This window comes from Polaromonas sp. P1_F8 (assembly GCF_056405635.1).
Genome location: NZ_JBFUBS010000003.1, coordinates 55,323 through 79,974, shown reverse-complemented (window position 1 = coordinate 79,974; position 24,652 = coordinate 55,323). Strand labels below are relative to the sequence as shown.

Below are 24,652 nucleotides of genomic sequence, written 5' to 3'. Positions count from 1 at the left end.
TCCTCGCCGCGGTATGGCGGCTTTGCTTTTTTCGTTTAAGGCTGACATAAGCCTTGGCCAGGCATTGGCCGGATAATCCGGCCAATGGCCCCCAATGGCCCACCAGCTTGCGGGCTCCCCGGCAATTTTCTCCAAAACCGTACATCTTCCAATGCGATTACTGCTCGTTGAAGACGACGCCATGATCGGCGAGACCGTGCTGCAGGTGCTGCGCGGTGAGCACTATGCCGTCGACTGGGTGCGTGACGGCCGCATGGCCGACGAGGCCCTGAACAGCGAACAGTACGACCTGGTGCTGCTGGACCTGGGCCTGCCCAAACGCGACGGCCTGGAAGTGCTGCGCGCTTTGCGGGCTCGCCGCAACACCACCCCGGTGATGGTGGCCACGGCGCGCGATGCGGTCGGCGACCGCATCGCCGGGCTGGATGCCGGCGCCGACGACTATGTCGTCAAACCCTATGACACCGACGAACTGCTGGCACGCATCCGTGCGCTGATACGGCGCAGTGCGGGCCGGGCCGAGCCGGCGTTTGAACACAAGGGCGTAAGCCTGAACCCCGCCACGCGCGAAGCCAGCCTCAATGGCCAGCCGGTGTCGCTCTCGGCACGGGAATGGGCGGTGCTCGAACCGCTGCTGGCGCGCCCGGGCGTGGTGCTGTCACGCGCGCAACTCGAGGAAAAACTCTTCAGCTGGAAAGACGACATCAGCAGCAACGCGGTCGAGGTCTACATCCACGGTGTCCGTAAAAAACTTGGCAACGACGTGATCCAGACCGTGCGCGGCCTTGGATACTTGGTACCCAAACAATGACAACTCCCGCAGATCAAACACCAGCAGGGGCCGCGGAACCGGCTTTGCCGGGCCGCAGGCGCAGCGCCCCCTCGGGGGGCAGCGACCACACGAAGTGGAGAGCGTGGGGGCCTATTCAGCTCGGCAACGACGTGATCCAGACCGTGCGCGGCCTTGGATACTTGGTACCCAAACAATGAGGAAGCCGGCGAGTCACTCCCTGAGAAGAAGGCTGCTATGGTTCGTGCTGGCCGCCATCTTCCTGGCCGCCCTGCTGCAGGCGGCCACCGCCTATCGCGGCGCCTTGCAGCAGGCCGACGCGATGTTCGACGACCATTTGCAGCAAATGGCACGCTCCCTGCGCAGCGGCATTCCGCTCAATATTCCCCTGGACGAAGCCGACGAGGACGACCGCTTCGAGGTCTATGTGCAGATCTGGGGCCAGGACGGCACACAGATATTCCGCTCGACCCGCTCAGCGCTTCCGCCACGCGCAGTGCTCGGTTTTTCGGACGTCGAAGCGCACGGCAACCGGTACCGCGTCTACACCCTGCAGACTGCGTTGCAAACCGTGCAGATCGCGCAGGACCTGGACGCCCGCTCGGCGCGCGCCCGCACGCTGGCTGCGCGCGCCGTGCTGCCCTTTGCCTACCTCACCCCGCTGCTGATGCTGGCCGTGTGGTGGGTCATCAGCCGTTCGCTGGCGCCCATCGAGCGTGCCCGGCGGCAGGTGGCCGGGCGCCCGGCCGACGATTTGTCGCCGCTCGCCGACGATGGCCTGCCCGACGAAGTGCGGCCGCTGGTTGAAGAGCTGAACCTGCTGTTTGGCCGGGTGCGCGGCGCGTTCGAGGCGCAGCGGCATTTTGTGGCTGATGCGGCGCACGAACTGCGCTCGCCGCTGACGGCGCTCAAGTTGCAGGCACAGGCTCTTCGCCGAAACGACGAAGAGCCTGCCGCGCGGGAAGCCGCCATTGGCCGGTTGAACCAGGGCATAGACCGGGCGATACGGTTGGTCGAGCAGCTGCTGGTGCTGGCCCGCGAAGAAGCCGCCGGCACGGCACAAGCCGAAGCCGATTCAGGCCAGGCAGCACCTGCCGCTGCCACCCTGATTGACCTGCGCGATGTGGTGAAGCTGGCCGTGGCCGATGTATTGCCCCATGCCGGCCACAGGCAAATTGACCTGGGCCTGGCGGGCAGCGAGCCTCAGCAGCCTGTGCAGGTGAATGGCCAGAGCGAGGCCCTGCGCATCCTGCTGCGCAACCTGCTGGATAACGCTGTCAAGTACACGCCGGTGGCGGGCCGGGTCGACGTGTCGCTGGACTTGCAGGACGGCCAGCCGGTGCTGACGGTGGAAGACAGCGGCCCGGGCATCGCCGCAGAAGACCGCCACCGCGTATTTGACCGCTTCTTTCGCGCCGCCAGCGTCACGGACGCGGCGGGCGCGCCGGCTGGATCGGCGGCATCTCCGGAAACCGGCAGCGGCCTCGGGTTGGCCATCGTCAAGGTGATTGCCGAGCGGCACGGCGCGACGCTGCAGCTCGGCACCTCGGAGTCCCTGGGCGGGCTGCGGGTTGAAGTCCGCTTTCCGGTGAATGAAACCGCCGGTTAGCAGCCGTCACCTGCTACTATTTTAATAGCTGCTTGCGCCCGTCCATTCTTGGCTGCAGCCACTTTTCATCAAAATTCACGCCCGCAACGCTGCCCCTTCCGCCGTCGCGCAAATTTAAGCCCCGCCTAAGGCTGCCACCCCATAGTTGTACCCATCGGCACCGGTGTGTGCCCTCAACGCAAGGAAGCCCATTCATGAAATCTGAAGCATTGAAAAATACCCGGCTGGTCGCTGCGCTGCTGGCTGCGGGCGCCATCGGTGGCGCCGGCGTCAGTGCGCTTAATGCGGTGCACCCTGCCGCCACGGCGGCCGTCCCTCCGGCCATCACCGCCGGCACCACAGCCTCCGTGCCCATGGCCCTGCCGGACTTCTCGCAGATCACCGAACGCTACGGCCCGGCGGTCGTCAACATCAGCGTGACCGGCACCACCAAAGTACGAAACGACTCCCCGATGGCACAGGATGACGGCGATGACGACGACACGCCCTCCGGTGATCCGTTCTTCGAATTCTTCAAACGCTTCCAGCAAGGCCCGGGGGCCCGAGGTGGCCGCGGGGGCCAGCAGCAGGAAATGCCCACACGCGGCCAGGGTTCGGGTTTCATCGTCAGCCCCGACGGCATCATCCTGACCAACGCCCATGTGGTGCGCGATGCAAAAGAGGTCACCGTCAAGCTGACAGACCGGCGCGAATACCGCGCCAAGGTGCTGGGCGCCGACCCCAAGACCGACGTGGCCGTGCTGCGCATTGACGCCAAAAACCTGCCCGTGGTGACACTCGGCAAGATCAGCGAGCTCAAGGTCGGCGAATGGGTGCTGGCCATCGGCTCGCCCTTCGGTTTTGAAAACACCGTCACTGCCGGCGTGGTCAGCGCCAAGGGCCGTTCACTGCCCGACGACAGCGCCGTGCCTTTCATCCAGACCGACGTGGCCGTCAACCCGGGCAACTCGGGTGGCCCGCTGTTCAACGCACGCGGCGAAGTCGTGGGCATCAACTCCCAGATCTATACCCGCAGCGGCGGCTACCAGGGCGTGTCTTTCGCCATCCCGGTCGACGTGGCGGTCCGCATCAAAAACCAGATCGTGGCCACCGGCAAGGTCGAGCATGCCCGCCTGGGCGTGGCGGTGCAGGAGGTCAACCAGTCCTTTGCCGACTCCTTCAAGCTGGACAAGCCCGAAGGCGCGCTGGTTTCGAGTGTGGAAAAAGGCGGCCCGGCAGACAAGGCCGGCCTGCAGTCGGGTGATGTGATCCGCGGCGTGAACGGCCAGCCCATCGTGTCGTCGGGCGACCTGCCCGCGCTGATCGGCCTGGCGGCGCCCGGCGACAGCATCCGGCTGGACATCTGGCGGCAGGGCGCCGCCAAGGTGGTCACTGCCAGGCTGGCCAATGCCGACGAGAAGACGGCCCAGGCCGCAGCCAAAAAGGACACGCCCAACCAGGGCAAGCTGGGCCTGGCGCTGCGCCCACTGCAGCCCGATGAAAAGCAGGAAGCCGGCGTGGACAACGGCCTCGTGGTTCAGCAGGCAAGCGGCCCGGCGGCAATGGCCGGGGTGCAGGTTGGCGATGTACTGCTGTCCATCAACGGCATTCCGGTGAAAAACATCGACCAGGTGCGCGCCACCGTGGCCAAAGCAGAGAAATCCGTGGCGCTTCTGATACAGCGGGGCGACAGCAAAATTTTTGTGCCGGTGAACTTCAGCTGAGCATCCTGACGCAGGGGCCTTCCGCTTTTCGCTGAAGGCCCTCTGAAAATCACCCCAGCGGGCTTCAGGCCCGCTTTTTTTTGGCCGGTTTTGCCCATTTCACGGGACATTTTGTTACATCCAGATCGGCTACGCTTGGCCTCCCGAAGGAGAGGAAAACGTGAGCCCAATAATGAAAAAAGCCGCCCTGGCACTGATCGCGGCTGTTTCGCTGCATGCCCATGCCCTGCAAATCACCAGTCTTTCGCCGCAGGGCGAAGTCGCGCGTGTCAGGCAAATCGTCGCCAAATTTGACGAAGGCGCCGTCAATTTCGGCGACCCCAAGGCACCGGCCCCGCTGTCACTGAGCTGCAGTGATGCGCAGGCCACCAAAGGCTCCGGCCGCTGGATCAATGAACGCGAATGGGCTTTCGAATTTGAAAACGACCTGCCGCCCGGCGTAAGCTGTTCGGTGCAGGTGGTCAGCACTTTCAAGTCTCCCAAGAGCCAGCCCGTGGGCGGCAACTCCTCCTACAAATTCAACACCGGCGGCCCCTTCATCCAGAACCTTCGCCCCGGCACCTACGAGCGCATCGACGAAGAACAGTACTTCGTGCTGCAGTTCAACGGCGCCGCCACACTGGCCAGCATTCGCGAGAACGTCTGGTGCAACGTGGAAGGCCTGGGTGAACGTGTTCCTGTCAAGCTCATCGACGGTAACGAGCGCAACGAACTGCTCAAGTCGCTGGGCCTGGAAAAGGCCGCAGCCCAGGATCCGCTGCGTTACGCCACCCTGACCTGCAACCGGCGCCTGACATCGGCTGCCAAAGTGCAGCTGGTGTACGGTAAAGGCGTCAGCACACCCAGCGGCATACCCAATTCGGTGGAAAAACGCTACAACTTCCAGGTACGCGAGCCGTTTGCGGCCAGCTTCACCTGCGAACGCGAAAACGCCCAGTCGGCCTGCCTGCCGATGCGGCCCATGACCCTCAACTTCAATACCCCCGTGCCGCGCAAGCTGGCCGAGGCCATTCGCCTGAAGGGCGACAAGGACACGTTCAAGCCCGCCTTCGAGGAAGGCAACAGTGACGGTGACAGCCTGGTCAGCAACGTGACCTTCAAGCCGCTGTTTCCTGAACAGGGGCAATTCATGCTGGAGCTTCCCAGAGGTTTCAAGGACGCCTCTGCGCGCACGCTGCGCAATGCCGACAGCTTCCCCCTCAAGGTGGCGACCGGCTCCATGCCGCCGCTGGCCAAATTCGCCGCCTCTCCTTTCGGCATCGTCGAACGTTTTGCCGAACCCAACACCAAGCCGGGCGACCCGGCCCTGTTGCCCGTCACGTTGCGCAATGTCGAAGCCCTGCTGCCCGTGAAAGGGCTCACGCCCGGCACGGCACCGGCCGGAAAGGTCAGTGACCTCCAGCCCCGCACCGACGCCGAGATCATTGCGTGGTTCCGCAAGGTGCAGCGTTACGACGACTACCAGGTTTCGCGCAAGACGGCTGCTGCCGACATCAAGGGGTCCCTCCCCAAACCGCTGGAGTCACGCGACCGGGACTATGTCCAGTCACGCATGGTGTCGCTGCTGGCCGGCCAGGCTGGCGTGAAGACGCTGGACCTGCCCAAGCCCGCCGCAGGCAACGACCCGCGCCCGTTTGAAGTGGTCGGCATCCCGCTGGCACCCGGTTTCCATGTGGTCGAGATCGCTTCGCAAAAACTGGGCAGTTCCTTGCTCGACGAACGTTATGGCAATAGCCGGACCATGTATGTGCGTACTTCCGCCCTGGTGACCAACCTGGGCGTGCACTTCAAGCTGGGCCGCGAGAACTCGCTGGCCTGGGTCACCACGCTCGACAAGGGCGCCCCGGTGGCGGGCGCCACGGTGCGCGTCTCGGGCTGCAACGGCACCGAGATCGCCAAGGCTGTCACCAACGCACAGGGCATCGCCAATTTCAGCGGCCTGTCTTCCGAGCCGCCTCGTTGCCCGGGTAGCGACTCAGTCAATGCCTATTTCGTGAGTGCGCGCAGCACAGTGGCCGGCATTGAAGACCTCGCCTTCACCTGGAGCGACTGGCACAAGGGCATTGAGCCCTGGCGCTTCAACGTGCCGACCAGCCGCGACCCCCTGCCCAACGAACGGGCACACACGGTCTTTGACCGCACGCTGTTCCGCGCCGGCGAAACGGTGTCGATGAAACACCTGCTGCGCACCGAAACCAGCAAGGGTTTTGGCCTGCCCGAGGACGCGCCGGCCACATTGGTGATCACGCATGTCGGCAGCGGCCAGCAATACACCCAGCCCATCACCTGGCGCAAGACCGCCACGGGCGGGCAAAGCGCCGAAAACACCTTTGCCATTCCGCCTGCTGCCAAGCTGGGTGTGTATGAAGTGCAGCTCAAGGGCGAACGCGGCAGCCGCGAGCGCAGTTTTTCCAGCGGGCAGTTCCGTGTGGAAGAGTTCCGTTTGCCGGTGCTTGAAGGCCGCATCAATCCTTCCGATAAAAAGCCACTCGTCAATGTGAAGTCCGTGCCAACCGACGTGCAGATCAATTACGTGGCGGGCGGCGGCGCCGTGGCCCTGCCCGTACGGGTGTCGGCGCTGGTGCGCGGCAAGTCCCTGAGCTACAGCGATTTCGACGAATTCAACTTCTCGCCACCGAGCACCGGCCGCGGTAGCGCCGGCAACCAGGGCGAAGAGGAAAGCACCTCTTCGCAGGACCAGCGCGTGATTGCCGACAAACTCCCGCTGACGCTGGACCGCAATGGCGCAGGCAAGCTCACCATCAACGACATCCCCGAGCGCAGGCAGCCGCAGGAGCTGCTGATGGAAGCCACCTATGCCGACCCGAACGGTGAAGTGCAGACCATCCGCAGCACTTCCACCGTCTGGCCGGCGGCTGTGGTGGCGGGCATCAAGACTGAAGGCTGGGTTTCTTCCAGCCAGAAGATCAAGTTCCAGGCACTGGCGCTTGACCTGACAGGCAAGATCGCCCCTGGTGTCTCGCTGGAGGTCAAGGCCGTGGCGCGCATCACCACCACGAGCCGCAAGCGCATGGTGGGCGGCTTCTACACCTACGACAACAAGACCGAGATCAAAGACCTCGGCAGCGTCTGCAGCGGCAAGAGCGATTCGCGCGGATTGCTGCTGTGCGAGACCAAGCTCGGCGAACCCGGTGAGGTCGAACTCATCGTGACGGCCAAGGACAAGGACGGCAACACCATCCAGGCCGCCAGCAATGTGTATGTCACCCGCCAGGGTGAACTCTGGTTCGGCGGTGAAGACCATGACCGCATGGACGTGCTGCCCGAGAAGAAAAGCTACCAGCCCGGCGAGACCGCCAAGTTCCAGGTGCGCATGCCCTTCCGGTTTGCCACGGCACTGGTCGCCGTTGAGCGTGAAGGCATCGTCGAAACCCAAGTGGTACAGCTCAACGGCCAGGACCCGACGGTGAACCTTCAGATCAAGGAAGGCTGGGGGCCGAATGTGTACGTGAGCGTGCTGGCCCTGCGCGGCCGGCTGCGCGAAGTGCCCTGGTACAGCTTCTTCACCTGGGGCTACAAGGCACCACGTGAATGGTGGACATCCTTCTGGTACGAAGGCCGCGAATACGTCGCGCCCACTGCGCTGGTCGATTTGAGCAAACCGGCCTTCCGCCTGGGCGTGGCCGAAATACGTGTCGGTACCAAGGCGCACCAGCTTGACGTCAGCGTGAAAACCGACAAGGAAAGCTACGCCGTGCGCAGCCAGGCCAAGGTAACCATTACCGCCAAGCTGCCCAATGGACAGCCGGCCGCCAATGCCGAAGTGGCGCTGGCCGCGGTAGACCAGGCCCTGCTGGAGCTGATGCCCAACAGCAGCTGGAACCTGCTGGACGCGATGCTGCAGCGCCGCGCCTGGGGCGTGGAAACCTCGACCGCGCAGATGGAGATCATCGGCCGCAGGCATTTCGGCCGCAAGGCTGTAGCAGCCGGCGGCGGCGGCGGGCGAAGCAACACGCGCGAACTGCTCGACACCCTGCTGCTGTGGAACCCGAAGGTGCAGCTGGATGCCAACGGCCAGGCCGTGGTGATGGTGCCGCTCAACGACGCGCTGACCACCTTCAAGATTGTGGCGGTGGCAGACGCGGGCACCGGCCTCTTCGGCACGGGCCAGACCAGCATCAAGGCCACACAGGACCTGCAAATCATCAGCGGCCTGCCGCCGCTGGTGCGCGAGGACGACCAGTTCCGCGCGCAACTGACGCTGCGCAACACCACCAAAGTAGCCATGAAGGTGGAAGTGAGCCCGCGCGCCACGCTGCTTGACCTGAAACCGCAGACGGTGGACATCCCCGCAGGCGAAGCGCGCGAAGTGGCCTGGATGGTCACCGCACCGGCGCAGCTCGCGTTCACGCGCGCCGAAGCCATCCTGTGGGAGATCGAAGCCAAAGACACGATTTCCGGCGCGCGCGACGGCCTCAAGGCACGCCAGCGCATCATCCCGGCGGTGCCACTGACCGTGCAGCAAGCCACACTGGTGCAGGTCGACGGCAGCTTCACGCTGGACGTGAACCCACCGGCCGACGCCCTGCCCGGCCGCGGCGGCCTGAAGATGTCGCTGCAGCCCAAACTGGCCGAAGGCATGGACGGTGTGCGCGACTATTTCGCGATGTACCCTTTCATCTGCCTGGAGCAAAAAACCAGCAAGTCGGTGGGACTGCGCGACAGCAAGCTCTGGCAGACCGTGCTGGCACAACTGCCCAGCTACCTGGACAGTGATGGCCTGGCCAACTACTTCCCGCCGCGCGACGGCGAAGCGAATCGCGGCAGCGATGCACTGACGGCCTACCTGCTGGCCGCCACGCACGAAGCCTCCGGCATCAACCCGGCGTTTGCCCTGCCCGACGATGCGCGCGCCCCGATGGAGCGTGGCCTGATCGCGTTTGTGGAAGGCCGTATCCAGCGCGAGTTCTGGAGCCCACGCAAGGACCTCGACGTGCGCAAGCTGGCCGCGCTGGAAGCGCTCTCGCGCTACGGCAAGGCGCAGGGCCGCATGCTGGGCAGCATCACGATTGCGCCCAACCAGTGGCCCACACACGCTGTGATCGACTGGCTCAATATCCTGAAACGCGTGGCCGATGTGCCGCAGCGTGAGCAGCGCATCGCCGAGGCCAACCAGGTGCTGCGTTCGCGCCTGTCCTTCCAGGGCACCAAGCTGGTCTTCAGCACCGAGAAGGATGACTACTGGTGGTGGCTGATGACCAACGGTGATGTGAACACCGCGCGCCTGATGCTGGCCGTGATGGACGACCCGGCCTGGAAAGACGACATGGGCCGCCTGGCCAACGGCTTTATCGCGCGCCAGCAAAAGGGTGCGTGGCACACCACCACGGCCAACCTGTGGGGCGGCCTGGCCCTCGACAAGTTCTCGGCCAGGTTTGAAGCCACACCCGTGGCCGGTGTGACCAAAGCGACGTTGGCAGCGGCAACCGCCAGCGTAGCGGGCGTGGACTGGGCCAAGGTCGACCGCGTCAAGACCACCGATGCAGCCGGCGCACCCAACCAGACCACCTTCTTCGGCGCACCGGCCTCGCCCGGTAACCTGCGCAACAACAGCATGTTCCTGCCCTGGGGCAGCGCGGCCAAAGACACCTTGACCGTGACGCATCAAGGCCCTGGCAAACCGTGGCTCACGTTGCAGTCCATCGCAGCCATCCAGCTGAAGGCGCCTTTCAATGCCGGTTACCAGATCAAGAAAACGATCACCCCGGTGGAGCAGGCCGTCAAAGGTATCTACACGCGCGGCGACGTGATCCGCATCACGCTGGAAGTCAACGCCAGCGCCGACATGACCTGGGTCGTCATCAGCGACCCGGTGCCGGGCGGCGCAACGATCCTGGGTGGCGGTCTTGGCCGTGATTCCGAAATCGCCACCAGCGGCGAAAAGAAAACCGGCGCAGGCTGGCCCGCGTTTGAAGAGCGCAGCTTCGAAGCCTTCCGCAGTTATTACGAATACCTGCCCAAGGGCGTGGTGAAGATGGAATACACCGTGCGCCTGAACAACGTCGGCGACTTCGCGCTGCCGCCTAGCCGGGTCGAGGCCATGTATGCGCCCGAGATGTTTGGCGAATTCCCGAATGCGCGGGTGAAGGTGGAAGCAGCAAAATGATCCAGCGGCGTTCCCTGGCCGTCGCACTGGCTGCGGGCATTGCCCTGCCGCGCGTGGCGGCCGCGGCCGCCGCCGACTGGCAGCAACGCTTCGCTTACCCGACGGGCTGGGGCGGCAACCGCAACTGGACCGACAAGGACTACCGCATTGGCAATTATTCCGGCGGCTACGAAGCCATGCTCCGGGCGCGGCCCATCGCCGCGCCCGCACAGGCTTCCACGCTGAAGGCGGCATCTGCCGAAAGCCTCAAGGCATTCGCGCCCATTGCGGAATCGGCGGCGGACTACCTCAAGGCCTGGCCGGTGACTGGCCTGCTCATCGCGCGCAAGGGCACGACTCTTCTGGAGTCTTACCAGTTCGACCGCAAGCCTGACATGCGCATGACGAGCTGGTCCATGGCCAAGAGCGTGACGTCGTTGCTGCTGGGCATCTGCCTGGACCGAGGCCTGATCCGCTCCATGGACGACACGCCGCAGATGTATGTGGACGAACTCAAGGGCACACTGCACGGCGGCATTGCCCTGCGCCACCTGGCCAATATGTCCAGCGGCGCGGCCGTCCTGCACGACCGCGACAACCCCACCATCTACCCGCGCGCCTTCCTCGGCAGCGGCAGCGACCTGGAGACCGTGGTGCGCAGCTGGAATGCGGTGCAGGAGCCGCCCGGCACACGCTACAACTACAACGAACTGTGCCCACTGACCATCGGCATGGTCATCCGCCAGGTCACCGGCAAACCGCTGGCAGCCTTTTGCGAAGAAGCCCTGTGGCAGCCGCTGGGCGCAGAGGGCGGCGCCAGCTGGCTGTGCGACAGCAAAGGCAAGGAGTTCAACTGCATAGGCTTTGGCGCGCGTCTGCGCGACTGGGCGCGGCTGGCGCAGCTGATCGCGCAGGACGGCATCATGGAAGGCCGCCAGGTCGTCAGCAAGAAGTGGATTGACGAATGCGCCTCATGGTCGGCCGCAGATGCGCAAGTCCGGCACGGCACGGCCATGCGCGGCTTCGGCTACAAGAATTTCTTCTGGCATCCCAAGGCCGACGGCAGCTGGATGATGATGAATGGCCACCACGGACAGCGCGTGCTGGTAGACCGGGTGACGCAAACTGTGCTGGTGCAGACCGCGGTGGAATCCGAGGGGCCGTGGCAAGCGCAGCTGTTCCAGCTCTTCAACGCGGCGACGAAGATTGGGTTGCCGGCATGAAACAGGCTGGAGGCGTCAAAGTGAAACTTGCCTTTTATGCATTCATGCTCCTGAGCGCCAACCTGGCCCTTGCACAGTTCAGCACGCCTGCCGAGGGTGAATACGTGATCAGTGACGGTGCATCGGGCACGCTGCGGGTTCAGCCGCGCGGAAAGTTCGCGATAGAGACCACGGGAGCCAACGCGCACGTATGCGACCTGGACGGCGTGATCGTCGATGGCAAGTCGAAAATCGGGAAATCCGCATGCCAGGTGAGCTTCAAGACCGAGGGCCAGGATGTCAAGGTCTCAACCAACGGCGCCGACGCATGCCGCGATTTCTGCGGCATGCGGGCATGGTTTGAGGGGACGTACCGCAAGCCTGAGCCTCTTTGCGTGCGCAAGAGCATTAATGAGTCGAAGAAGAATTTCAAGAAGAGTTATGTGGCGAAAGACTACGCTGCCGCTTTGGCTGTGATCCAGCCTGTTGCAACGCAGTGCAAGCCATTCCTCTATTGGATTGAATCGGCCTGGGTATTGAACGACCTGGCTCTCACCCAATTCAAACTGGGTGATCGTGCGGCCTGCATCAAGACTTTGCAAGACCTCGCGCCTGACGCCGCAAAGTCTGACGATGAAATCAAGGGGAGCTACCCTCCTAGCGATTCAGAGGCCTATCTGCCGGTGGTGCAAGCCACCCGGACCAACCTGAGACTTTGCACAAAGAAATGAATCGCGAGCCGAAACGCATTTTCACAAGCTTGACGCTGGCCCTTGCTCTGGCGGGCGGGGCGATCTCGCCTGCCCATGCCGTCGCCACCTTCGACGAAGTCAAACGCGACTTCCGCCCCTCCGACACGCTCATCCTCGACCGCAGTGGTGAAGTCATCCAGCGGCTGCGTATCGACAGCGCCGTGCGGCGCGGTCAGTGGGTGGCGCTGCCCGATGTGTCGCCGGCCCTGCGCACGGCACTGATTCTGAGTGAAGACAAGCGCTTTTACGAGCACAGCGGGGTGGACTGGCGGGCTGTCTCTGCGGCGGCCTGGGGCAATCTGTGGAATACCAAGACTCGCGGCGCCTCCACTCTCAGCATGCAGCTGGCGGGCCTGCTCGACGAAGACTGGCGTGCCGGTGCGGGTGGCCGCAGCATGGTGCAGAAGGTGGGCCAGACGGTTTCGGCACAGGTGCTGGAAGCCCGCTGGCGAAAGGACCAGATTCTTGAAGCATATCTGAATCTCGTGCCTTTTCGCGGCGAGATGGTGGGCATTGATGCACTGAGCCGCACGCTGTTCGGCAAGGCTGCGCATGGGCTCGATGAACGCGAGGCCGCGATTGCCGCCGCGCTGGTGCGCGCGCCCAATGCCAAAGTTGCACAGGTTTCGCAGCGGGCCTGCGGTGTGCTTAAAACCATGCAGGCCCCGGCCAAAACCGACTGCGAAGGCCTGGATCTGTTTGCCACCGCCGCACTGCAGCGCAAGGCGTTTGACCCGAGTGAAGGCGTGGCGCCGCACCTGGCGCGCCGGCTGCTCGCGGCCCAGGCCGATACCCCCGGGCGTACGGGCGTGCCCCGCACGCTGGTTTCTACCGCACGCGCGCCGCTGCAGCGTTTTGCCGTGCAGACCCTGACCCAGCAGCTGCGCGAGCTGCGCGGCCGCCACGTCGAAGACGGCGCCATTGTCGTGCTGGACAACGCCACCGGCGAAGTGCTGGCCTGGGTGGGTTCGTCGGGTGAACTGAGCGGCGCCGCCGAAGTCGACGGTGTGATGGCGCTGCGCCAGCCGGGCTCCACGCTCAAACCATTTTTGTATGCTGAGGCCATTGCCGAGCGCCGCATCACCGCGGCTTCGCTGCTCGAAGATTCCTCTTCGCAGATCCAGACCGCGGGAGGGCTTTACATTCCGCAAAACTACGACCGGCAGTTCAAGGGCCTGGTGTCGGCGCGCACCGCACTCGGTGCTTCGCTGAACGTGCCGGCCGTGCGCACACTGGTGATGGTGTCGCCCGACGCTTTTCACAAACAACTGAAGGCCGTCGGCCTGCCGCTCAAGGAATCCGGCGACTACTACGGCTACAGCCTGGCGCTGGGCAGCAGCGAGGTCTCTTTGCTGTCCCTCACCAATGCCTACCGCACGCTGGCCAATGGCGGTCGCTACAGCGCGCCTTCACTGGTAAAGAACCCCAAGCCCCAGTTCAAGCCAGCGCTGGACGCCCGCGCAGCCTTCATCGCCACCGACATCATGGCCGACCCGATGGCGCGCGCCCGCACTTTCGGCACCGACAGCATCCTGGCCACCCGCTTCTGGAGCGCCGTGAAAACCGGCACCAGCAAGGACATGCGCGACAACTGGGCCATGGGTTTTTCGCAACGCTACACCGTGGGCGTGTGGGTAGGCAACGCCAGCGGCGCGCCCATGTGGGACGTCAGCGGCACCACAGGCGCCGCCCCCATCTGGGCCGCAGTGATGAATTACCTGCACAAAACCGAACCCAGCCGCGCGCCGCTGCCACCTGCCGGCCTGGTGCAAAGCCAGACCCGGTTTGGCAACCAGGGCGGCACGCCGCTGGAGGCATCCCGCAGTGAATGGTTTCTGAAAGGCACGGAGCAGGCCGTTTTTGCTATGAATTCAGGAGCTGGTGGCGCCCGTTCTGAAAGGGTCGCAGCCAGAAATTTCTTGAAAAAACCGGTTGCCGAGCCCGACGCCCCGCCCCGCATCACCGCCCCTGCCTCCGGCACCATCATTGCGCTGGACCCGGACATTCCGCCCAAACACCAGCGTGTGAGCTTCAGCGCCGAAGGCCGCGGCACCCGCTGGCTGATGGACGGCAAGGAGTTTGCGCGCGGGCCCCAGGCACAGTGGCTGCCCTGGCCAGGCCGGCATGTGGTGCAGCTGGTTGACGCCGGCGGCAAGGTGGCTGACGAGATCAGGCTCGAAGTGCGCGGTGCCGGTGTGCGCGAAGCCAGCGTACGTGGCGGCGCGACTGCGGCACGTTGATTTTCCGCGGCCCCGACATCCGGCAGCGCTGCGCCCGCCCTTCTCGCCCCGCTCTCCTTTACCCCAGACCCTTCGTGCAACATTCTCAAGCTGCCGTGACATCCCCGGCGCCAACAACATGGCGCCTCTTCAAGAGCCTGGTCGTGCTGTGGGCGGCGCTGTGCATGCTGCCCGCCGGTGCCCAGCAAACAGCCGTGCCGACCGATGCCGCGCAGGTGGCCGCGCCGGCCGATGCCGCGCAAGTGCCCGTGCAGTCCCAAGCCGGGCGGGTGCCCGTGCCGCCCTACAGCGCCCGCGTCCTCGACACCACCAGCACACTCAATACCCAACAGATCGCGTCGCTGAACGAACAGATCCTGGCAATCGAAGCAGACACGCGCGCAGCAGTCGTCGTGTACATGCTGCCGACCACGGGCGAAGACTCCATCGAGGAATACGCCACGCGCGTGTTTGAGAAATGGAAACTCGGCGACACCCAGCGCGATGACGGCATCCTGATCCTGGTGGCCCTGAAAGACAGGCGCATGCGCATCGAGGTCGGCCAGGGCCTGGAGGGCACCGTGCCCGACGTGCTGGCGGGCCGCATCATCGACCAGGACATGAAGCCGCGCTTTAAGCGCAACGACTACGGGGGCGGACTGGAAGCGGCCGTCAGCCACATCGGCGCACTGTTGCGAGGCGACATTGAGCCCCCGGACGCGAGCCGCGGTGGCATCACGCGCTTTGGCTGGGCCTTTCTTGCCGCACTGCTGTGGGGTTTCGCCGTGGGCGTAGTCCGGGCGCATCGCACCTGGAAGTGGCCTGTGACGATCGGTATCGTCGCGGCCGCCCCGGCGGTGGCGGTAGTTGTCCTGAAGAATGTCGCCATCGGAGCCATCCTGCTCACCTTCCCGATGCCTTTGGCGTTTGCGCTGGGCTTCGGCTGCGGCCGCTCCCGCACGGTGCGCAGGATTGCCGCCGGTATCGGGCTGGCGATCGGCGTCATGGTCGGTATTGCCTTCGTGGTGGGCTCCGAGCGGTTCGGCGTGGGCCTGCTCTACGCCCTGGGGGGCGGTATAGGCTGTTTGCTGCTCGGCCTGATCGCCATGGGTATGCGCGCGGCCTACAAACGCAGCCTGGTGGAGTTTGGCGTGCGCAGCGCCCTGGTGGCCTGCGTTGTGGGGTATGTGGCGTTTCAAAACCCGCCAGACCTGCTTCTAACTGACTGGGAATCCTGGATGCCGACAGGCATGGCATTCGGGCTGGCGATGCTGTTCGGCTTCTTCACCGGTGGTGTCGGCAGCAGCAGTGGGCGCGACGACCGGGATGGCAGCAGCTCGTCGGGCAGCAGTTCGAGCTCCAGCTCCAGCAGCCGGAGTTCGTCGGGTGGCTCCAGCAGCGGTGGTGGGTCGTCCGGCAGCTGGTAAGAGGCACCGGCAGCGGCTGGGATGTGGAAATAATTTCAGCCCTGCCAACGCCGGATGTGCGTCTGGCCCAGGCTCACTTTGCGTTCACGATGCCCTTGAAGTCATAGGGCACCACAATGGTATGCACCTTGCCTGCGGCAACGCCTTCGGCGATCTTCAGGTTGGCCATGGCGTTCATGTAGCCGATCGCCCCCGCATTGGCGTTCAGCGCGGCAATGCGCTCAGCTTCTTTTTTGGCGGTCTGCACTTCGACCTCCTTGGTTTTCAGCTCGTTTTGCGCCCGCACCAATTCGTTGGCACTCTGAACAATCACATCGGCAGGGGTAATGGCACGCACCTGGATCTGGGAAACCGTGATCTTGTCCGCCAGCTTTTCCTCGGTCAGCGTCTTGATGACGTTTTCGCGGATTTTCTGCTCAATCGCCGGCCGGTTGTCGGCCATCTTGAGCGATTCATATTCGCGCGCCACCTTGTAAGCCGCATTGCGCGCGCTCATCGCCACATAGTTCTGCATCAGCAGGATGTCGCCGCCTTTGTCCGACAGGCCATGGAAGGTCCGGTTTTTGGTGGTCCATAGCTCGGAAACGGCCGTCGGGTTGACGTTGTAGACCACCGTCATGTCAAAGTCCTTGACGGTGGAGTTGTCGGACGCCAGCGGGGTCATGTTATCGACGGCAACCGCCACGTCCTGAATCTTGAAGGTCAGGATATCGCCGATCAGCGTCTGGTTAAAGGAGCCCGGCAGACGCTCGGTCGGGTCTGTGGTTTTGTCAAAGTTGATGCGCAAGCCCACCTCGCCGGTTTCAATGCGGGTACATCCGGCCAGCAGTGCGAGCGTCAGGACTGGAATCAGTGTGAAGAGAGTGCGTTGCATAGGTAATTCCCTGGTATTGGCGAACAGGCCCTGGTCGCCGCTTTTTGTTGAGGTAGCGCCCCCAGGGGCGCACCGGCGCAGATTATGCGGGACAGTGGCTTATCAATAATTTCAAAGCCTCGGGACCAGAATTCACGCAAGAACGCAAACACGGGCGCTACCATGGCGGCAGCTTCCCTCAAAAAACTGTCGTCTGGAGACTCCATGCCCGTGATCACCAATATCGAAGACCTGCGCGTCCTGGCCAAAAAGCGGGTGCCCCGCATGTTTTACGACTACGCCGATTCGGGTTCATGGACGGAAAGCACCTACCGCGCCAACGAGAGCGACTTTCAGAAGATCAAGCTGCGCCAGCGCGTGGCCGTCAACATGGAAAACCGCAGCACAGCCACCACCATGATCGGCCAGCCCGTGGCCATGCCGGTGGCGATTGCGCCCACGGGCCTCACAGGCATGCAGCATGCCGACGGCGAAATCCTGGGCGCCCGCGCCGCCAAAAAATTCGGCATCCCCTTCACACTGTCGACCATGAGCATCTGCTCCATCGAAGACGTGGCCGCAGGCACAGACCGCCACCCCTTCTGGTTCCAGCTCTACGTGATGAAAGACCGCGCCTTCATTGAAAGCCTGATCGACCGCGCCAAGGCGGCAAATTGCTCGGCACTGGTGCTCACGCTCGATTTGCAGATTCTTGGCCAGCGCCACAAGGATCTGAAGAACGGCCTGAGCGCCCCGCCCAAGCCGACGCTGTCCACCATCCTCAACCTGATGACCAAGCCGCGCTGGGGCCTGGGCATGCTAGGTACCAAACGCCACGGCTTCGGCAACATCGTGGGTCACGTCAAGGGTGTCGAGAACATGGGCTCGCTCTCTGAGTGGACGGCCAAACAGTTCGACCCGGCCCTCAACTGGGGCGACGTGGAGTGGATCAAAAAGCGCTGGGGCGGCAAATTGATCCTCAAAGGCATCCAGGACGTTGAAGACGCCAAGCTCGCCGTCAATTCGGGCGCCGATGCGCTGGTGGTGTCCAACCACGGCGGCCGCCAGCTCGATGGCGCCATGTCTTCCATTTCCTGCCTGCCCGAGATCGTCGCGGCAGTGGGCAACCAGATCGAGGTCCACATGGACGGCGGCATCCGCTCCGGCCAGGATGTGCTGAAAGCCACCGCCCTGGGTGCCAAGGGCACCTACATCGGCCGCGCCTTCCTCTACGGCCTGGGCGCCATGGGTGAGGAAGGCGTGACCAAGGCATTGCAGATCATCCACAAGGAGCTGGACCTGACCATGGCCTTCTGCGGGCGAACCGACATCAAGTCGGTGGACACCAGCATCTTTGTGCCCGGTACTTACTGAGCCTGAGGCGGTAAACACCATGGCCTTCCTGGGACAAGCCGCCGTCGCCATGTGGTGGAACATGGCGGCAGAGCACCGCGAGGAGTTCGAACACTGGCATTCGCACGAGCACTTTCCCGAGCGCATGGGCATCGAGGGTTTTCTACGCGGCTCACGCTGGTCCAGCGTCGACAGCGCAGAAGGCTTCTTCGTCCTGTATGAACTCGAGGATTATGAGACTCTCACATCGCCCGGCTACCTGCAACGCCTGAACAACCCGACACCCTGGTCCACGAAGATGATGCCGCACCATCGTGACATGGTGCGAAGCCAGTGCCGGCTGCTTCACAGCGCCGGGGGCGGCATCGCCTGTCATGCATTGACCTTGCGCCTCTCGCCCGCCGAAGGCCGGCATGCAGAACTGCTGGACCACCTCTCGGAGCTTGGGGCGTCATTCGTCAGCCAGCCAGGCGGCGTCGCATTTCACGTGCTGCGCACGGAGACGCCGCAGGCCGCAAGCACCAAGGAGCAGCAAATTCGCGGCGGCAAGGACAAGGCGGCCGACTGGGTCGTGGTCGCCATTGCCTATGAAGCGTCGGCGCTGGATGTCCTGCAGCGCGAGCCGCTCGGCAAAGACATCGAGCGCCACGGCGCCCTGTCCGGTGCGCTGGCAGGCCACTATCAGCTGGCCTATGCAGCCAGTGCCCATGACCTGAGGTGAGGGCCGGCAATCCGCGGACGGGCCACCAGCCAGTGCAAGGTCACTCGCCGGCTATGACTATTCCGCTATCTCAAGCCTGAGGCGATATCTCATAGTCCATCGCATACGAATGCTTGCCGTCGGCAATCTGGATGGTGAGCGTGCCACTCAGGCCCGTGAGTTCATCGGTTCCTGAATCCGGCACCACGCTGACAGTCAACTGCGGCGCACCGCGGTTCATGGTGCCGCTGTGCTGCAATACAAAGCTGCCGCTTTTGCCGTGCAGCGTGCCCGTCACACGCTCCATCGCAACATAGCCTGCCGAGCCTTTGACTGCGGTACCGGCGCTCAGCATCTCGCCCTGGCTGGTGGCCTGCAGGTCGCCGCTGAAGGTCTTGTTGATGGACAGCCGTCCCATAAAAGGCCCGGCCTCCGCGTTCGCAAGTGGCTGAGGCAGGAGCTTGACTTCAAAGGTTCCGGTGGCATGGGAGGGCATGGCATTCACTTTCAAGGGATGTACAGTGCCGGCCATGATGCCAGAGCGCGATCACTTGCCTTCTCTGGGCATGATGCCGGGCGCTGCCTGGTTCAGACCGCCCAGGGATCGTAGCTTCCGAAATTCCAGATATGGCCCTCGGGGTCCCGGCAGGAGTAGCCTCGCCCCCCGTAATCTTCATCCTTGATGTCGATCACGACGACTGCCCCCGCAGCAATGGCCTGCTTGTAGTGCGCATCCACATCCTGAACCTGGATGTAAGCACTTTGCGACCCGACGCAGCCGGACTCTGACGGCGACTTGACGAGCTGGTGGAAGTCGTTGTTGGTGGCGGAGCCCAGCATGATCATTCCATTGCCGTAAACCAGTTGGGCATGTGCAATGGCGCCGTCCTTGTCGGGCACCACCAGGTGCTCCTGAAAGCCGAAAGCGCGGCACAGCCATTTGACCGCTGCGGCACCGTCCCGGTAACGCAGCGTGGGAATGATGGTTGCGTGTGTATTTTTTTGGTCTTCGGTCATGGCAACGGCCTTCTTGGAAAAACCAGCCAACGGGTGGATGGCAAAAATAAGCCAATGGGTATGCCACCCGGCGTGGTCACCCGTCTGGCGTGGATCCGAGTGTTTATCAGGGCAATTTGTGTCCGCGTAAGGAACGAGGAAGAAGCGCCGTAAGCCCGGGCCTACTCTGCCAGGCGCTGGCCCTCCGCCACAACCTTTGCCTGCGCGCTATGCTTGCGAAGTGGCCCATTCACCCGTTTCATCTCCAGCCAAAATCCGCCGCATTGCCCACCTCGACATGGACGCGTTTTTCGCCTCCGTCGAGCTGCTGCGCTACCCGCAGCTCAAAGGCCTGCCGGTCGTCATAGGCGGCGGCTGGCGAAAGGTTGACGAAGAGCTGCGGGCCGCACAGGGTGAGCGCGCGCTGCGCTTCATTCCGGTGGAAAGTTTTCCGCTGCTCAAGGACTATGTCGGCCGCGGCGTTATCACCACCGCCACCTATGCGGCGCGGCAGTTCGGCGTGGGTTCGGCCATGGGCATGATGAAGGCCGCCAAGCTGTGCCCGCAGGCGATTGTTCTGCCGGTCGATTTTTCGGAAATCCGCAAATACTCGCAGCTCTTTAAAAGCACCATCACCGACATTGCGCCGCTGATGCAGGACCGCGGCGTGGACGAGGTCTACATCGACTTCACCGACGTGCCCGGCGGCCAACGCGAGGGCGGGCGTGTGCTGGCCCGGCTCATCCAGAAAGCGATTTTTGAAAAGACGGGCCTGACCTGCTCCGTCGGCGTGGCGCCCAACAAGCTGCTGGCCAAGATGGCGAGCGAGTTCAACAAGCCCAACGGCATTTCCATCATTTACGAAGCTGACCTGCAGGAAAAAATCTGGCCATTGCACGTACGCAAGATCAACGGCATCGGCCCGAAGTCCGGCGACAAACTGGCGAAGCTGCACATCCACACCATCGGCGAGCTGGCCGCGCAAGACCCGGGCTGGCTGATCGATAACTTCGGCAAAGCCACCGGCGCCTGGATGCACGAGGCTGCCTGGGGCCGCGACGACCGACCGGTGGTCACCGAGAGCGAGCCCGTCAGCATGAGCCGCGAAACCACTTTTGACCGCGACCTGCACGCGGTGCGCGACAAAGCCACGCTGGGCGCGATCTTCACCGACCTGTGTGAGCGGCTGGGCGAAGACCTGCAGCGCAAGGGTTATGTGGCCAAGACCATCGGCATCAAGCTGCGCTATGACGACTTCAAGATCGCGACACGCGACCAGACCTCAGACACTTACACCGCGGATGGGAAAACCATCCGCCAGCTGGCGGGGCTGTGCCTCAAGCGGGTGCCGCTGGACAAAAAACTGCGCCTGCTGGGTGTTCGCGCTTCCACGCTGGCCAAGCCCGGCGAAGAAGGCATTTACGAACAGAAATTTCCTGTAACCCAATCAGGACGGGCGCAAGCAGCTCCTGAATCGATAGCAACCGACCAACTCTTCTAGCGCGCCACCAGGACGATCTCATCCTGATGGTTGGCGATATGGAAGGTGTGGGCAAGTGAGAAATCAGCCTTGCTGAGCGCGCCGTACGCAAAGTGCGGCTTGAGCGGGCCCTGGTGCCCTGCAAAACGGGCAATGGCAGCGCGCAGCCGCGCCGATGCGGGCCTCCAATCGCCTTCACGGCTGAGAGCCGCAGCACCCGGGATGGGCTCGCTCAGGCTGTGGCTCATTTGCCCGCGCCATTTGAAAAAGGCAAAAGCCGCGGCGCCCGCCGTGTTCTGGAACACCGCACTTTTCGGCTGCGGAAAGCCGTCCAGGCTCATTTCCACGCTTTGCGCCATGTGCTCCAGCACCGACACCAGGGGCCATTGGCCGGTGGTTTTGACGCTAGCGGCCTGGTCGACCTTGTCCAGCCAGCGCAGCGCTTCATCCAGTGACTGGACTTTGGGCAGATCAGCCATGGCAAATCCTCCGGTGAAAGCCAGTGTGGTGGTGGCCAGAAAGTCGCGTCGTTTCATGGCTGCGATGGTAGCAGTCGCCACAGGGGCCTCATTGCTGCGGCATCAGGGCGGGCTGGCGTTTCCTCCATCAGCCATGAAAGGCAGAATTTATGAAGAAAAAGGTCTTCAAGCAATCAGGACGAGCGCAAGCAGCTCCTGAATTGATAGCAACATGCTTATTTCAGCGTGGCCAGGTAGGCGATCAGGTCGGCGCGCTCCGCCGCGCTTTCCACCTGAAAACCCATGCGCTGGCCGGCCACCAGTTGCTCGGGGTCTTCCAGCCAGGCGTTGAGGGTTTGCGGCGTCCAGCGCAACCGCGACCGCGCCAGTTCGTCCGAATATTTGTACCCAGGCAGGCTGCCCACGCGGCGGCCCATCACGCCGCGGTGCGCGGGCCCGATCTTGTTGCTGTCGACGGCATGGCATGCCGTGCAGCGCGCCTGGTACAGGGCCAGGCCGCGCGCCACGTTGCCGGGTGGTGGCGTGACCCACTCGCGCTCGGACGCCGTTTGACCCCATAGCGAGGCACTGCCGGTGCCAAAGAGCGTCAGCGCCACCAGGGTTTTAAAAAGACGCGTATTGCGCAGGAACAGGAAGGAAACAGGCATTCAGCACTCCTGGAACTGGTTTTTGATAGGTGGGAAAGCCATGCAATCTGCCAGGCCATCCCGCAAGCTGTTCTGAATACGTTGACGGCCGGCCTGCGGATTCAGCCTTTCGAAGAGCGACCCAGCTTCTTTTCGCATCTTTTTTTTTGTTTCATTGAATCCAGTGAATCCGGTTTGCCGTATTCCACACAGGTTTACTTCCATTGACGCCGGCAACCGGCTTTTCCTTTCCACCCACAGGATCACCATGCGCCACTCCGTATCACCCCCCCTGATTGCCAGCCTGCTCACCCTGCTTTGCGCCGGCGCCCACGCCGACACCGGCAAGCTCCTCCTGACCGGCGGTGTCAGCACCATTGAAGGCGCGGCCGGCGGCGGCCTCACGCCCTGGGCCGTCATCGGCAGCAACGCCACCGCCGGCGAAATCGGTGGCTCTGCCTATATCACCCACGCCGGCACCACCGACTACGGCCTGAATGTGTACGGTGCGGCTGTCGGCATCCATGACCGCTACGAACTGTCGATTGCGCAGCAGGACTTCAACACCCGCGGTACCGGCGTGGCGCTGGGCCTGCCCGGGCTGCACCTGAAGCAGACCATCGTCGGCGCGAAGGTGCGCGTGCTGGGCGACGCCGTCCTGGACAGCGACAGGCTGATGCCGCAGGTGGCGGTGGGCGTGCAGTACAAGACGCTGGGCTCCACGGGGCTGGACCCCACACTCAATGCACTGGGCGCCAAACGCCACGGCGTCGATGTGTATGTCAGCGCCACCAAACTCTTCCTGGGCCAGAGCCTGCTGCTCAACGGCACGCTGCGCGCAACCAAGGCCAACCAGAACGGCCTGCTGGGCTACGGCGCCACGTTGGGCGGCAACGAAGACAAGTACACGCTGCAGCCGGAATTCTCGGTGGCTTACCTGCTCAGCAAAAACATCGCCATCGGCGCCGAATACCGCTTCATGCGCAACAAGCTCGAGGGCGCCGGCCGCGCGGCCGGCCTGGGCAACGGCCTGCGCTCTGAAGACTGGAAAGACATCTTTATTGCCTGGGCGCCGACCAAAAACCTTTCGCTCACGCTGGCGTATGTGGACCTGGGCGTGATCGTGCCCGCCACCACCGGCAGCCGAAAGCAGACCGGCTACTACCTCTCGGCCCAGGTCGCTTTTTAAGCCCGACGAACAACCCCCTTCAAGGAACCGCCCCATGAAAAACCCTTTTGTTTCTTTTGCCCTCGCAGCAGGCCTTCTGATGGCCGGATATGCATTTGCCCAGACGGCGCCCAAAGACGACCAGCTCTACAAGGCCTTCGGTGAAAAAGCCGGCCTGGTGGCGCTGATGGACGACTTCATGGTTCGCCTGCTGGCCGACCCGCGCACCGGGCCGCATTTCAAGCCGTCGAACCAGCAGCGCGTGAAAGAGCAGCTGGTCGACCAGCTCTGCGCCCTGAGCGGCGGCCCCTGCATTTACAAGGGCGCGGACATGAAAAGCGCGCACGCCAACCTGGACATCAAGAAGTCGGACTTCCACGCCCTGGTGGAGGTGCTGCAGCAAAGCATGGATGCCAGGGGCATTCCTTTTCGCAAACAGAATGAAATGCTGGCACTGCTGGCTCCCATGAACCGCGACATCATCACGCCCACCGAGACGGCAGCCAAACCATGAAACAAATAATCCAGCTCACAGCGATCGCCGCGCTCTTCGCTTTCGGCGCAGGGGCTCATGCGGCCAGCCTCACGGTGTCGGTGCTCGACAAAGACGGCAAACCGGTGCCGGATGCCGTGGTCGTGGTGGCACCCGCCAACAAAAGCGCCCAGCCCAGAACGCCGCCGGCTGCGCAGGCCACCATTCACCAGGAAAAGATGCAGTTCGTTCCCGCAGTGACGGTGGTTCCCGTGGGGGCAAAAATTCAATTTGTGAACAACGACCCCTGGGACCACCACGTGCGCAGCTCACCTGCCGGCATGGGCCAGTTCAACGCGACGAATGCCGGCTTCGAGCTGCGGCTGGAAGGCAAGCCCGACGGAAAACCGGGCAAGTCCAGTGAAGTGACGCTGGACAGGGCCGGCGTTGTCGGGGCCACCTTGCTGGGCTGTTTTATCCATGGCTCGATGCGCGGCTATATCTACGCCAGTGAATCCCCCTGGGCAACCAAAACCAGTCCGGAAGGCATTGCGAGCTTTGAGGACCTGCCTGAGGGCGCCGCGCAGCTGAAAGTCTGGCACCCCGACCAGCTGGTGGACATTGCGCCGCAGCAGGTCACGGTGAGCGCCTCCCCGGCCAAAAGCGTTATGCAGCTTACCGTGGTGCCGCGGCGGCGCAGGTCTTGAACGGCCGGCC

At 63.5% G+C, this 24,652-nt stretch carries 20 protein-coding genes; 14 read left to right on the top strand and 6 right to left on the bottom strand.

From position 1 onward, the window contains the following. The first annotated feature begins 151 nt into the window (after positions 1-151). From AC1D1J_RS12175 to AC1D1J_RS12140, 8 genes are all read left to right on the top strand, one after another. Complete coding sequence (locus AC1D1J_RS12175; protein ID WP_457279431.1) at positions 152-811, top strand: response regulator; 660 nt, start codon at positions 152-154, stop codon at positions 809-811. A 175-nt stretch (positions 812-986) separates the two neighbouring features. Continuing rightward, positions 987-2,399: an ATP-binding protein gene (locus AC1D1J_RS12170; protein WP_477694832.1), complete on the top strand. Its 1,413-nt coding sequence runs from the start codon at positions 987-989 to the stop codon at positions 2,397-2,399. 194 nt (positions 2,400-2,593) lie between these two features. Next, positions 2,594-4,102: a DegQ family serine endoprotease gene (locus AC1D1J_RS12165; RefSeq protein WP_477694831.1), complete on the top strand. Its 1,509-nt coding sequence runs from the start codon at positions 2,594-2,596 to the stop codon at positions 4,100-4,102. 172 nt (positions 4,103-4,274) lie between these two features. Then, positions 4,275-10,229 (top strand): alpha-2-macroglobulin family protein, encoded by a 5,955-nt coding sequence (locus AC1D1J_RS12160; protein WP_477695079.1) that lies wholly within the window; start codon positions 4,275-4,277, stop codon positions 10,227-10,229. Further along, positions 10,226-11,431: a serine hydrolase domain-containing protein gene (locus AC1D1J_RS12155; protein ID WP_477694830.1), complete on the top strand. Its 1,206-nt coding sequence runs from the start codon at positions 10,226-10,228 to the stop codon at positions 11,429-11,431. The genes AC1D1J_RS12160 and AC1D1J_RS12155 overlap by 4 nt, the downstream gene beginning before the upstream one ends. Beyond that, the gene (locus AC1D1J_RS12150; RefSeq protein ID WP_477694829.1) at positions 11,428-12,141 is read left to right on the top strand and encodes a hypothetical protein; all 714 of its coding nucleotides are present in this window, start codon (positions 11,428-11,430) and stop codon (positions 12,139-12,141) included. Before AC1D1J_RS12155 ends, AC1D1J_RS12150 begins: the two co-directional genes overlap by 4 nt. After that, positions 12,138-14,402 (top strand): penicillin-binding protein 1C, encoded by a 2,265-nt coding sequence (pbpC, locus tag AC1D1J_RS12145; protein ID WP_477694828.1) that lies wholly within the window; start codon positions 12,138-12,140, stop codon positions 14,400-14,402. The genes AC1D1J_RS12150 and pbpC overlap by 4 nt, the downstream gene beginning before the upstream one ends. Positions 14,403-14,476: 74 nt before the next feature. Then, the gene (locus AC1D1J_RS12140) at positions 14,477-15,808 is read left to right on the top strand and encodes a TPM domain-containing protein (protein ID WP_477694827.1); all 1,332 of its coding nucleotides are present in this window, start codon (positions 14,477-14,479) and stop codon (positions 15,806-15,808) included. 73 nt (positions 15,809-15,881) lie between these two features. On the opposite strand, the gene AC1D1J_RS12135 is transcribed toward AC1D1J_RS12140, so the two are convergent. Beyond that, a complete protein-coding gene (locus AC1D1J_RS12135; protein ID WP_477671271.1) occupies positions 15,882-16,682 on the bottom strand; it encodes an SPFH domain-containing protein in 801 nt (266 codons plus the stop codon). Between the two features lie 204 nt (positions 16,683-16,886). Between AC1D1J_RS12135 and AC1D1J_RS12130 the strand changes: the two genes are divergently transcribed. Together AC1D1J_RS12130 and AC1D1J_RS12125 are read left to right on the top strand one after the other, a co-directional pair. Beyond that, the gene (locus AC1D1J_RS12130) at positions 16,887-18,035 is read left to right on the top strand and encodes an alpha-hydroxy acid oxidase (protein WP_457279440.1); all 1,149 of its coding nucleotides are present in this window, start codon (positions 16,887-16,889) and stop codon (positions 18,033-18,035) included. Positions 18,036-18,054: 19 nt separating this feature from the next. Beyond that, positions 18,055-18,735, top strand: coding sequence for a hypothetical protein (locus AC1D1J_RS12125; protein ID WP_477694826.1), 681 nt, complete (start codon positions 18,055-18,057; stop codon positions 18,733-18,735). A gap of 70 nt (positions 18,736-18,805) precedes the next feature. Here the strand turns inward: AC1D1J_RS12125 and AC1D1J_RS12120 are convergent, their stop codons facing one another. Both AC1D1J_RS12120 and AC1D1J_RS12115 read right to left on the bottom strand, forming a co-directional pair. Then, positions 18,806-19,210 (bottom strand): DUF3224 domain-containing protein, encoded by a 405-nt coding sequence (locus AC1D1J_RS12120; RefSeq protein ID WP_477694825.1) that lies wholly within the window; start codon positions 19,208-19,210, stop codon positions 18,806-18,808. A gap of 92 nt (positions 19,211-19,302) precedes the next feature. After that, a complete protein-coding gene (locus AC1D1J_RS12115; RefSeq protein ID WP_477694824.1) occupies positions 19,303-19,731 on the bottom strand; it encodes a VOC family protein in 429 nt (142 codons plus the stop codon). Between the two features lie 277 nt (positions 19,732-20,008). Here AC1D1J_RS12115 and AC1D1J_RS12110 point away from each other — a divergent pair, with 277 nt between their 5' ends. Then, on the top strand, positions 20,009-21,211 hold the full coding sequence (locus AC1D1J_RS12110; protein ID WP_477695078.1) for a Y-family DNA polymerase: 1,203 nt from the start codon (positions 20,009-20,011) through the stop codon (positions 21,209-21,211). Here AC1D1J_RS12110 and AC1D1J_RS12105 read toward each other — a convergent pair. The 3 genes from AC1D1J_RS12105 to AC1D1J_RS12095 form a co-directional block, all read right to left on the bottom strand. After that, positions 21,208-21,726, bottom strand: a complete 519-nt coding sequence (locus tag AC1D1J_RS12105; RefSeq protein ID WP_477694823.1) for a DUF1569 domain-containing protein — start codon at positions 21,724-21,726, stop codon at positions 21,208-21,210. The two genes, AC1D1J_RS12110 and AC1D1J_RS12105, sit on opposite strands and share 4 nt — an antisense overlap. Before the next feature lie 158 nt (positions 21,727-21,884). Then, entirely contained in the window at positions 21,885-22,316 is a 432-nt protein-coding gene (locus AC1D1J_RS12100; protein WP_477688006.1) for a c-type cytochrome, read from the bottom strand. Then, positions 22,317-22,565, bottom strand: coding sequence for a hypothetical protein (locus AC1D1J_RS12095; protein ID WP_477688005.1), 249 nt, complete (start codon positions 22,563-22,565; stop codon positions 22,317-22,319). Between AC1D1J_RS12095 and AC1D1J_RS12090 the strand changes: the two genes are divergently transcribed. From AC1D1J_RS12090 to AC1D1J_RS12080, 3 genes are read left to right on the top strand one after another with little or no spacing between them, the layout of a single operon-like run. Beyond that, a complete protein-coding gene (locus AC1D1J_RS12090) occupies positions 22,564-23,484 on the top strand; it encodes a DUF3034 family protein (RefSeq protein ID WP_477694822.1) in 921 nt (306 codons plus the stop codon). The genes AC1D1J_RS12095 and AC1D1J_RS12090 overlap by 2 nt on opposite strands. A 34-nt stretch (positions 23,485-23,518) precedes the next feature. Next, the gene (locus AC1D1J_RS12085; RefSeq protein ID WP_477694821.1) at positions 23,519-23,977 is read left to right on the top strand and encodes a group I truncated hemoglobin; all 459 of its coding nucleotides are present in this window, start codon (positions 23,519-23,521) and stop codon (positions 23,975-23,977) included. After that, on the top strand, positions 23,974-24,642 hold the full coding sequence (locus AC1D1J_RS12080; protein ID WP_457279449.1) for a cupredoxin domain-containing protein: 669 nt from the start codon (positions 23,974-23,976) through the stop codon (positions 24,640-24,642). The genes AC1D1J_RS12085 and AC1D1J_RS12080 overlap by 4 nt, the downstream gene beginning before the upstream one ends. Positions 24,643-24,652 lie beyond the last annotated feature (10 nt).